At 34.4% G+C, this 12,131-nt stretch carries 8 protein-coding genes and 1 riboswitch; of the genes, 2 read left to right on the forward strand and 6 right to left on the reverse strand.

Going from position 1 to position 12,131, the window contains the following annotated elements:
- Positions 1–41: 41 nt before the first annotated feature.
- On the reverse strand, positions 42–1,088 hold the full coding sequence (locus SLH48_RS14100; RefSeq protein ID WP_320258696.1) for a ribonucleotide-diphosphate reductase subunit beta: 1,047 nt from the start codon (positions 1,086–1,088) through the stop codon (positions 42–44).
- A 12-nt stretch (positions 1,089–1,100) separates the two neighbouring features.
- The gene (locus tag SLH48_RS14105) at positions 1,101–3,371 is read right to left on the reverse strand and encodes a ribonucleoside-diphosphate reductase subunit alpha (RefSeq protein ID WP_320258697.1); all 2,271 of its coding nucleotides are present in this window, start codon (positions 3,369–3,371) and stop codon (positions 1,101–1,103) included.
- A gap of 281 nt (positions 3,372–3,652) precedes the next feature.
- Positions 3,653–3,872, reverse strand: a riboswitch (cobalamin riboswitch).
- Between the two features lie 405 nt (positions 3,873–4,277).
- On the opposite strand from SLH48_RS14105, the gene SLH48_RS14110 reads away from it, so the two are divergent.
- On the forward strand, positions 4,278–4,763 hold the full coding sequence (locus SLH48_RS14110; protein ID WP_320258698.1) for a tetratricopeptide repeat protein: 486 nt from the start codon (positions 4,278–4,280) through the stop codon (positions 4,761–4,763).
- Between the two features lie 89 nt (positions 4,764–4,852).
- Here SLH48_RS14110 and SLH48_RS14115 read toward each other — a convergent pair whose 3' ends face one another.
- Positions 4,853–5,299: a DUF1330 domain-containing protein gene (locus tag SLH48_RS14115; RefSeq protein ID WP_320258699.1), complete on the reverse strand. Its 447-nt coding sequence runs from the start codon at positions 5,297–5,299 to the stop codon at positions 4,853–4,855.
- A gap of 381 nt (positions 5,300–5,680) precedes the next feature.
- Positions 5,681–8,524 carry a hypothetical protein gene (locus SLH48_RS14120; protein WP_320258700.1) on the reverse strand — a complete coding sequence of 948 codons (2,844 nt, stop codon included), beginning with the start codon at positions 8,522–8,524 and terminating at the stop codon, positions 5,681–5,683.
- 559 nt (positions 8,525–9,083) lie between these two features.
- Here SLH48_RS14120 and SLH48_RS14125 point away from each other — a divergent pair.
- A complete protein-coding gene (locus SLH48_RS14125; RefSeq protein WP_320258701.1) occupies positions 9,084–9,560 on the forward strand; it encodes a hypothetical protein in 477 nt (158 codons plus the stop codon).
- Positions 9,561–10,492: 932 nt separating this feature from the next.
- Here the strand turns inward: SLH48_RS14125 and SLH48_RS14130 are convergent.
- On the reverse strand, positions 10,493–11,191 hold the full coding sequence (locus SLH48_RS14130) for an Ltp family lipoprotein (protein WP_320258702.1): 699 nt from the start codon (positions 11,189–11,191) through the stop codon (positions 10,493–10,495).
- Positions 11,192–11,499: 308 nt separating this feature from the next.
- Positions 11,500–12,129: a hypothetical protein gene (locus tag SLH48_RS14135; protein ID WP_320258703.1), complete on the reverse strand. Its 630-nt coding sequence runs from the start codon at positions 12,127–12,129 to the stop codon at positions 11,500–11,502.
- Positions 12,130–12,131 lie beyond the last annotated feature (2 nt).

Here is a 12,131-nt window from a genome sequence, read left to right on the forward strand (position 1 = left end):
CTCTAAAAGGCTAGGATAGAAAAGTTTCACTTAGGGATACCTTACAAATCATCAAAACCATTCACGTCTGATGCTTTTGTATATTGACGAGATTTTTGTTCAAAAAAGTCTGTTTTACCTAAATCGACTTCTTGGTAAGCGATAATCCATCGCAATGGATTTTTTATCGGTGCATGAGGAAAAACATTTCTACCATGCCCTAATTGATGACAACGTTTATTGGCCATATATTGAATGTATTGCTCCAATTCCTCAAACACAATTCCATCCATTTTATTACCTATTATTTCACGACCCCATTCAATTTCTAATTCTGCTGCCTTCCGGAAGGCAGCAATTGCATACTGCTCTAGTTCTGGGGTGTTATACTCAGGGTTTTCTTTCAAAACTTCTTTATATATTTTTTCAAATAGACCTACATGGATTTGTTCATCTCTATTTATATAATTAATCATCGTTGATGTTGCAACCATTTTTTGATTTCGTGCTAAATTATAAAAGAAAGCAAAGCCACTATAGAAAAACAAGCCTTCTAATATCACATCATATATAATAGAGTGCAAAAAGTTTTCGATGGATGGTTGTTCAGTAAAATCTTTATATCCATTCGTGATAAAGTCATTACGTTTTCGTAACGTATGTTCTGTACGCCAATATTCAAACACTTCATCTTGAATTTTTTTTGGTACAATGCTTGATAAAACATAGGAATACGAGTGGTTGTGAATGACCTCCTGTTGAGCTAGCATAATCATGAGTGCATTGACAGAAGAATCTGTAATATAGTCAGCAACCTTACTTGCATAGTCAGATTGAATGCTATCTAAAAGAGCTAATAATCCAATGATTTTCAAAAACGCATCCTGCTCAACTTGAGAGAGCTGTGGAAATTGTTTTATATCCTTTCCCATATTAATTTCAAACGGTGTCCAGAAGTTTGCTAACATTACTTTGTATTTTGGGTATGCCCAAGGAAAACGGACGTCATCCCAGTTTAATATATTTGAACTTGCCCCGTTGATCATACTTGTTGAACAGTTTGGTGCTTGTGCATCCATGAGCTCTCGTTTGGCAATTGTAATCATCATTATCCCCCTCTTTTAACTATGACAGCTATCGCAATCTTCAATGTCAGCAGTTGATGTTGAACGTACATAATAGGTTGTTTTTAATTCGTTTCGCCAAGCAAGTGTATGAAGCTCCAATAATTCTTTAGCCTTTACGTCATTCCGAACGTAAATATTAAATGAAATTGATTGGTCGATATGCCGCTGTCGTTTCGCATTTTGCATAATACTCCACTTTTGGTCAATAGTATAAACCGACTTGTAATACCAGTTTGTGTAAGATGTCAAATCTGGTGCAGTAACTGGTATTTTATAGTTCTTTTTCTCTTCAGAGTATTCTTTTCTAAATATCGGGTCAATACTTGCTGTAGACCCTGCAATGATCGAAGTTGATGAATTAGGTGCTACTGCAAGCAAATACCCGTTTCGAATACCGTGCTTCTTAACATTTCCTTTTAACTCATTCCATTGTTTTGAATGATATTTTCTGTATTCGAAATATGCTCCTGATTCCCAATCTGAGCCGTAAAATGCAGGATAGGGTGTTTTTTCCTTAGCCAATTCCATGCTAGCTTGAATTGTTTCGAACGCAATTTGTTCATACAGTTCATCACAATAAGCGACAGCTTCATCACTTTCCCACGCTATACCTTTTAATGCTAATAAATGGTGCCACCCAAATGTACCTAATCCAATCCCTCTATATTTTTCATTTGTTATTTCAGCTTGTAATACAGGAATTGCATTTAAATCTATTACATTATCAAGCATACGAACTTGTATTTTAATTAACCGGTTAAGGACATCATCCTGAACTGCTTTAGCTAAAGAGATTGATGATAAATTACAAACGACAAAATCCCCAGGCTCTTTCACAGTAATGATTTGACCATCATCTACCATTTGTTCAACAACAACTGTGGGACTCATATTTTGCATAATTTCTGTACATAGATTACTACAAAAAATCATCCCTTTATGTCTGTTTGGGTTTGCTCTATTTGCTGTATCTCGGTAGAACATATATGGTGTTCCTGTTTCTAACTGTGAAATCATAATAGCTTTGAAAATATCTATCGCCGCTACAGTTTCTTTTGAAAGGATCGGATTGTTGACGCATTCCCAATATTTATCTCTAAAAGACCCTTTGCCACGCTCCTCATCAAAATAATCCTCTAATGAAAAGCCCATTGTTTTTCTTACTTCGTGTGGGTCAAAAAGATACCACTCACCACGTTTTTCAACAACCTCCATAAATACATCAGGTATACACACTCCGGTGAATAGATCATGTGTACGAAGTCTTTCATCTCCATTATTTAATCTCGTATCAAGAAACGACAATATATCCTTATGCCATACATCTAAATAAACTGAAATCGCTCCTTGCCTTTGGCCAAGCTGGTCAACAGACACTGCCGTATTGTTTAACTGCTTCATCCAAGGTATAACCCCTGATGAAACTCCTTTAAAACCCTTTATGTCACTACCTCTCGCTCTAATTTTCCCTAAATAAACACCTATCCCTCCACCATTTTTAGATAAATTCGCGATGTCTGTATTCGAATCATATATCCCTTGCAAGCTATCATCAACTGTATCTATAAAACAACTTGATAGCTGGCCATAGCTTTTTCCTGCGTTAGCAAGTGTTGGTGTTGCAACCGTCATATACAAATTAGAGAGTGCCCAATACGATTCCTTAATAAGCGCTAATCTATTTTCCTTATTTTCGTTCATCATCAATGTCATTGCAATGATGAGAAACCGCTCTTGTGGTAACTCAAATACTTCTCCTTGATGAGATTTTGCCAAATAACGATCCGATAATGTTAATAAACCTATATATGTAAAATATTGATCCCGCTCTGGTACGATAATGTCTGCTAATATATCAATTTCTTCTCTTGAATATTGTGAGAGTAATTTCGGACTATAAATTCCCATCTCCGTCAGCTTTAATAGCAATTGATAAAATGAACCATAGTGATAACCTGACGACTCACCTCTATTTTCAGCTGCTTTTTGATAAAGTGAATCAAGATATATATTTGCAGCAAAGAAAGTCCAATCAGGCTCTAACGATGTAATCCTTTCCAGTGCAGATAATATTAACATGTTGGTAAGTTGGTCAATATACCATTCATCTTTATTCTCAAGAGCCAGCATTATTTTCTCTCGATATTCATCAAATGATAAATGAGGAAATCTATCAGCTATTTTTTGAACATAATCTAAAACCATTTCAGACGTACCATCAGCCAGCTGCTGATACTCAACTAATACCTTTTGCATTCTTTCCATCCCCTTTTAATAAAAATGCGTATGAATCTCGCCTGCCTCCAACATGCAATGAAATCATTACACATGCTAGGTATATTGTGAAGTGACTCAATGGGTTAGAAGGCAGAGCTAGACCCTGTTCATCCTAAAATATAAAAAAGCTCATCCTTAGTAAGATGAGCGAACAGAACGATGGATATATAAAAGAGAGAATTATCACCCTTTTAAGAATAGTCATTCAACAAAAAAATGTTTGAATGATTTTTCTTCTCCTCGTCCTATCCTCCCAACTCCCGAAGAAAATAGCACTACATAAAAAAGGCAGGTCTCCTGACTTGTGCTTCGCTTTACTTTAAGCCCCTTCCCATGAAATCGTACTTCACAGTGGTTTCGCTTATTTCATCAGCACTTACAGTTGCGGGTACAGTTTTGGATTTTCACCAAATTCCCTACATGGAGATGTTCTATATTTCCGGAACATCTATACGTCGATTTTTCGACACCTTTTTTACTAGATAACAAAATATTGTATTATCAACTTAATTATACTACTAAATATTGAATTTCAATTTAAATTATAATAGGTTTTGACATTTCTTGCAATAAAAACTACACGCAAATAAGTAGTATTTTTTGTTGTTGAGCCTAACCTCGATTCTCTCATGATGGTAAACCAATGTAGCTCAAATGAAACCCCTATGGTAACAACCTATCGTAATCTATATTGAAAAGCCAATTTAATTTCAAATGGCGTGGATATGTTAATAAAGTAATTGAGGTTTCTGGTAAAGTATTAAAAATAGATATTACTATAAAGCATACAAGAGAACGAAGGAAATCGATCGAAATATTAGAATATATGAGAAAGCCATAGCCAAAGGGACAACGTTATCTCCGAGAGATATTTTACATTATGCTAATAAATGCTTGGATCATAAATACTATGAGCAAGCCATTCATTTGTATGAAACCATTCTTGCTATAACAAATCAGGATAAAGAATTTAAGTGTTATGCTATATGGAAGATTGCTGATACTTATATTAACCTTAAAAATTATGACAAAGCGATTGAGTATTGTTTAGGCTCTTTTAAGGTTGATTCTCCAAAAGCTGAAATATGTTGCAGGTTAGCAACAAGCTTTCAGTTAAAGAACGACATTCACCAAGCCATCAGTTGGTATAAAATAGCGACAACTAATGAAATTCCTCAATTAGAAGATTGTGGGTTTCCCATTTTTCAAGAATCATGTTACACATGGATTCCTCACCTAAAATTATGTGCTTGTTATATATATTTAGAAGACTATTCAAAAGCAAAGGTGCATAACGAGTTAGCACAAAAATATGTTCCTAATAGTTTTGCTGTAAAAGAATACAATCGGTTCTTACATGAAAAACATCTAGAAAGCTGAAATTCCAGAAAATTAAACGTCAACTAACCCACAATCCGTTATAATTTTGGGTTAATTGACATTTATCTGAAGTGTGCATATTCCTTTAACTAAATCGGTATCGGAAGTTCTGTCATGGGCAGAAGGCGCGAATCTTCGATTGCTGCAGTCCGATGTCCAATACCGGCAAGGTAGTCTTGATGACTTGAAAAAGCAAGAAACGACTGCACGCTGTTCTGGCGGATTAGCATGACAAGATCCCACCTTTCGTCTTCTGGACCGATAAGAAACTCTCCGCTATTACCAAGAAACATGACTTCTCCCCCACTTTCACGGAGAAATGGGAGCGTGTGCTCAATATAGCGGTTGAAAGCTTCAGCACCGCTAATTGGGACCTCCGATGATAGTTCAGGATTAGCTGTGTAATCGGCAATATCACGAAAACGCAGCAGGTTCAGCATGATGATACTACCCTCATATCCCTGTTGGATGAACCTCATACCAGCACGTTGCGATGGTTCGATGTAACGAACGGTTTTAGTGTTCTTTACACTCATTTTCTTCACTCCTTGACGTAATTTAAGTCAATAGTAACAAAAGACATAAATTATGTCGATACTTTTGACATGATTTATGTCTTTTTTTCCTCAAGCAAAAATATTTATTGAAGTGATCTATCCATTAGCCCAATAAGCTTTACTCCACAATATGGCCCTAAAATGAAAAAAAGCACTAATCCTTGTTACAGATTAGCGCCAGACTGTTGAGACTCAATTTACCTTATATAAACTAGGGTTGTTCTACTAAATTGCTATTTTACTAGATTCCTTATAGCATGGATATTTTGTAATTGTTTCTTTACAACTTGAGTAAGTTGAACTGCTGCTTCATAAAATCCATATTGGTCTGTACCTCAACGTGTATTGAGTTTTATGTTATTATTTCTCCTCGACTGTAAGAGATTTTACATTATTGTTTCCAACTGGATTATCACTTAGGTCTTTATCACTCACTGTAAATAATTGACTTGTTCCCCCAAAATTAGTTCTTGTATACAAAGTCGCTTTGTAATCACCGACAATATATATGGAGGATAATGAGCCTTCCGTAATTCCAACTTCCTCTGTCGTGGAATAAGCCCCGATTTTAGTAATCCTTTTATACGTATTTAGTGGATTATAGTTTTTATCTTTAAATAAATAAACTCCTTTTGGCAATATCATAAATGAAGAAACTTGGTTTTTGCCAACATTTGAACCAGATAGCCACTTTGATCCATCTTTATATGAAGACATACTTCCCTCATAATTCATATGTTCATATAATACAGCAGCCCAATCTCCTATAACGAGGACTGAACTTAATGCATCATTAGGAAAACCACCTTCACACCCATCCTTAGTAATTAATCCACACAATAACCAATTATTATATCTATTGTGTTCTCCTTTGAAGTTTTTATCTTTAAAGAAGTGAACACCTTCACCTTTTACTATTTTGATGGCAGATGCTCGATTATCACCTATATCTCTATCATCTAATGTTTTGTCACCGCCATCATTAAACCAAGAAACTTCACCATCATAGCCTTTATATTGATAGGTTATTAGCGCATACGGTCCAACAACCTTCACTGAAGATAAATCATCATTTGGAAAGCCGATACCTGCTTGAATATCATCAAATGAGGATATACCATCATTATTTCTAGATTTAAATAGCATGTCACCCATATACTGCGATCCTGTAAATAGATAAACACCATCTTTCTTTTCTTGCACCTCTAGAGATGAAACCGTATTAGCGCCAATTTCCTTTGAATCTAAGTCACGGAAAGTCGCATTGCCAAATATCGTTTGAGTTAAACCACCATAACTTTTATCTTTGTGTAGTGTAACATATACATCTCCTCTTACTAATATAGATGATAGGCTATTATTCGGAAAATCTAATGAACTCACATCAGATATTTTTTGACCTTTACTGACTGCAACACACTCCCCGTTAAATCCTGTTTTAGTAAAAAGAAATGCAGTTTCTGTTACAGAAAAGTTATTAGCTATTTTAGAAGCTGGTGATTTAATTAATTTATCATTATATAAAACTTCCTTCACAATATAAAAATCTACGTTGTTATTTTCAACTAATACATCGTATAATTCAGCAGAAATATTCACTGAAGCATCTGTGCCTTCAAATGCCCCTACTTCTTCACCGCCTGTGTCAGGATTACCAATATATACTCTATAATATGTTCTCTCTCCAGCTGGTAGTTGATCATCTTCCCAAGAAAAAGGAATAGAACAGCTTGTTTGAACAATATCCCTTAACGATGCGGCTGTTAATTCGACTTTCCCAAAAACTTCATTACTTGGACGTGATACAGTTTTATATAATGTTCTGTTATCAAAAAGGGTATCTTCATGATAAGACTTGATCCAATAAACATTATTTTTTTCTGGCTCTACATTCACGTCTAACCAGCTCGTAACAGTTGGGTCTTGAATGAGTGCTGCGATACTATCATTTTTATATACGATAAAGCCGTCTACATTCGGGTCAGAAGTTTGATCCCAAGACAAAGTTGTCGTCAAGTCAGCAAATGATGAATCTACACGTACGTTTGATGGTACTTCTAAAAGAGAATCTTCTGGATAAATTGGTACTTCCATCGTTGCGTAGCCTTTATTGATCATTTTGATAACATAAGAATTTTTATCAGGTCTAAGGCCATAATCGTCTAAGTCATTTTCAAACGCTTTGCTAAGTTCATGAAAATGATTGGCTTGCGTAAAATTAACTTTAGATTGTGTAACTAAGTTATAAACTGCCCATTTATATGGATTTGCACCAGCTATTGTTCCAAAAGGCTTAGTAAAAGTTTCTGTATTAGCCTCATTTATCGTTCTAGAAAACGCATAGCTTCTTGAATCAGAGTAATTATAATTTAAACTCACGCCTACTTTAAATTCTACTGCAAAAGCTTTGCTAGTAAATTCAGTTGAAATACCTAAGCCAAACCCATGAGTAAGTGTTGCCATTTCCTGCTGTGACTCAGTCAACCCATAAGATCTTTGAAAACTAGCCGTAGCAGGTCCACCTGTTTTCTCATTTCCATATGCAGCTCTCTCCCACCATTCCTCTACATCTAATGTCAATCCCTCAGCAAAATATGAGTTTTTGTCCAATAATAAAGTAATTTCTCTAGGAGTACCGACAGGAAAAACAGAATTTAACAACCCATTATCAGGGCTATATATTGCTCTGAATGTGTCAATATTTGGATCATATTTATCTAACGCATTATTTAGAACACTTAATGACTCGCCTGCAAGCTTTTCATAATATTCCGCATTGTAATAATGATCATTATAACCAGGATCAACGATAAAATTTATCGGGATATATTCAAATGGTTCAATTCCATGAAATATTGTTCGATTTTCATATGTGTCGAATGGAAAAGCCTCGTTGTCATCAAGCGCAGGAACAATTAATTCTGGTTCCACATAACCGTTGCTGTTTCCCCTTTCTCCTACCTCTTCTACATTAGTAGTATCTGTTTTTAGCGATTTCGAAATAGATCCAGATGCTGCAGAATCATCAGGTAAATATAATTGATATGTACCTCTATCAATTACTTCATATCCTGGAGGTGCTACTAGCTCTTCACTTTCATCATCTACAGCACCGAATACATTTGAAGGAATACAAACAAATAATAACAGGAAAAAAATGATGTTTATCGAATATTTAGTCGAACTGCTTACTATACTTTTCATAACCTCACCATCTTTTCAATTATTTTGGTCTAAAGGCATTAACATAGGCTCTTTTCGTAAACTTTTGGCTATTGAGACTCATTTAGGGTAGAAACAAATAATTTTTTTATATGACTTATTAAAAATAAGAAAGATGCCACGAAGCTAGGTATAAACGCATTTATTTCATAGTCAATAACAACAATCAATGCGAAAACAGCCTCGAATTAAGAAGAAAAACTAATTGTGAAGTATAGCTATTAATCACCTCCTTAAATTAAATAATACAACTCGGTAAAGTTTGATAGATTAATAGAGAGAATAACAACTTTAGTAATGAGGGATTAATCATTTGACTAAATCATACAAAATTCGATATATTTCAACAAATTCGATTTTTGACTGTATAAGCCCATTTTAGTGAGGAAATGATCTGTTATCAGCTTGGAGAATAGAATCGGAGAGGTTTTAATAAATATATTGATGTACTGACAAGCGCCCGAGTGGGACAGTAAGATACTCTGTTTGAACAGTATTCATAGTAGTAACGGCAGTCAAGCATCTAGTTTGGATAGTAATCATGGTTGTTTCGATTGGAAAGTACCTTGTTTGGATAGTAATCATGGTTGTTCCGATAGTAATGTACCTTGTTTGGATAGTAATCATGGTTGTTCCGATAGTAATGTACCTTGTTTGGATAGTAATCATGGTTGTTCCGATAGTAATGTACCTTGTTTGGATAGTAATCATGGTTGTTCCGATAGTAATGTACCTTGTTTGGATAGTAATCATGGTTGTTTCGATAGTAAAATACCTTGTTTGGATAGTAAAGTACCTTGTTTGGATAGTAATCATGGTTGTTTCGATAGTAAAGTACCTTGTTTGGATAGTAAATATGGTTGTTTCGATTGGAAAGTACCTTGTTTGGATAGTAAATATGATTGTTTCGATAGGAAAGTACCTTGTTTGGTTAGTAAACACGGTTGTTCCGATAATAAAGTACCTAGTTTGGATAGTAATCATGGTTTTTCGACAGCAAAGTACCTTGTTTGGATAGTAATCATGGTTGTTTCGACAGTAAAGCAACTAGTTTGGATAGTCAACATGGTTGTTCCGATAGTAAAGTACCTTGTTTGGATAGTAAACATGTTGTTCCGATAGTAAAGCACGCAATTTTGATAATAAGTATTATTGTCTGAAAATATCATTCTAAAAAATGGTAAAATAGCTTTTTATTTATCTAAGGAGGAGGCATCTATAATGTTAGCCTTATTACCGCTTGGACTTGGGACTTTATTGATAGTTTTATACCCTATAATCAACAAAGAAAGTAAGACCTTTGCAAGGATTAGTTTTATTATGGGTGCATTGATCATATTGATCCTATTATATATTTTAATTTCTCCTCATATTGTTATAACTTATAACTGATTTAGTTCTTAATCTAGTAGGTGGATAACAGATGATGAAAATAAGGAGATTTTACACATTGGAGTAATAGATCGTGTTAAATATTATTAATTGATAACTTATATGAGGTATGGTTCCCATTAAATAATAAGAAGTATTCTATTATCTAATGCCTGAAATCCCCTCTTTTTGGATAATAAAAACACAAACCGTTCCTCAGCTTATGTTTTTTTTAGGCTGTTTTCGCATTGATTGTTGTTATTCGAACTATGAGATAAATACGTATAAATCAAGTATTCGTGGCATGTTTTCTCAATTAAAATAAAGTCAATTGCATTAAATTAAAGAAGAAGATAGATTATCGAACGTCACTGGTGAAATCGGATCATTTACTCTACATTATTTAGAACTATCAATAGACACCAACCCTACCAACAGTATCTTTGCGATACATACATTCGCAAAAAAAAGAACCGCACACCTGCTATAAAAAATAACAGATGTTCGGTCATCAATCTTTGAATTCTCAATATATTATTTACTGTACAATTTACTAAAAACCGATTAATTTCCTCTGTTTTAATTACCTAAATTTTCAATCGCGTAATCGGCTTCTTCTTGTGTGAATTTTTCACCATACTCAGACACCAATTGGTCTCTTATCGCTTCAGGTGACATGCTCATTGTTTCCTGGTAACTTTTCGCTTTTTCCAAAGCATTTTTATTATAATCAGCCATTAAATTATCAATTGCATATTGGGCTTCATCCTCAGTGAATTTTTCACCATGTTCAGACGTCAGTTGTTCGTATATCCCTTGCTTTGACATATACATAGTTTCCGAATAGGATTCCGCTTTCTTTAAAGCATTTTCTTTCCATTCATATTCTAAATTATCCATTGCATACGTCGCAGCTTCCTCAGAAAATTGTTCACCAAATTCTGAAGTTAATTGATCGAAAATAGCAATTTTAGACATATTCATCGTTTTTGCGTAAGATTCAGCCTTTTTCAAAGCAGATTTGTATTCTACAGGAACATCATCTTCTACGGTTTCTTCCTCAACATCATCTTCTACGGTTTCTTCCTCTTTCTCTGTTTCCTCAACTTTAGATTCCTCGTTTGCCACTTCAGCAACAGAAGGGCTGGCTTCTTGTTCTCCCGTATCTGCTTTTTCATCCCCCATTCCATTGACAGCCAATGCAATAATAGCAATCGCGATAATCCAAACCCACCATTTTTTATAGAATCGTTTTCTTTGTTTTGGTTGTTGTTCCATTTTCCATATCCCCCTAATTTTGTATTCCAAGGAAAAGTATAACATAATATTCCAAAATTTATTTATTAAAAAAAATAAATTGCCAACCCTAGTAGAAAAAGTCGACTGTGGAGAATATATATATAAATGGATATTTAAAACTAAAAAATTATTATTTTATATGCACAAAATTAAATTTCATGTGAACAAATAAAAAAAACTCACCTATAGGCGAGTTTTTTTATTTGTTTATATTTTATATTTATCTATCAAAAATAATAATGGCTCTGCTAAATTAGTCTCAATATCAACAAAGCTTACATTACTAGTTATTTTTTTATGTGATCAGGACCAACATGTATTTCAACATTATACATTGTCTTATTAAATCCGTGTGGGAAGCCTCGTTCTAATTGTTGATATGTGAAGTATGGCTTTTCAAGATCTTCTTCAACAACTACTCTATAAAATCCTCCACCTACTTTATCTTCCTTTAATTCGTTATCAACATAATAGAACCTTACAGGTTGTACCTCACCAGCAACCTCTTGAGTGTAGTACCGTCTATATTTATCGATAATCTCTTCCTCTTCCTCGGCTTTTACAACAAGTTCTTCACTATATTGAATCTCTTCAATTTCTTGGGTAAGCACCTCTAAATTATTAATATAAGGTAAGACGTACTCTTGCTCCCAATCTTCCATTCTTCCAGGAAATTCTTCATCATTGGCAAGCGCTTTTTCATAATCAAAAAAGTGTACAACTGATAAGGCGACCACAAGTACAGCACCTATGATCATATGGCTCTTTATTCTTTTTACACGGCTAGAGCCAGCTAATAATGCAATATACAATAATAAGATAATGACTAATACAATCACTGTTTGCCAAGGTTTCAATAAATCCACAGCTTGCAACTCTATCTGTGAACCAACCTCTATAATTTTTTCAACTGTCAATT

The organism is Cytobacillus sp. IB215316 (assembly GCF_033963865.1).
In the GTDB taxonomy this organism is placed as follows: Bacteria; Bacillota; Bacilli; order Bacillales; family SM2101; genus Nanhaiella; species Nanhaiella sioensis.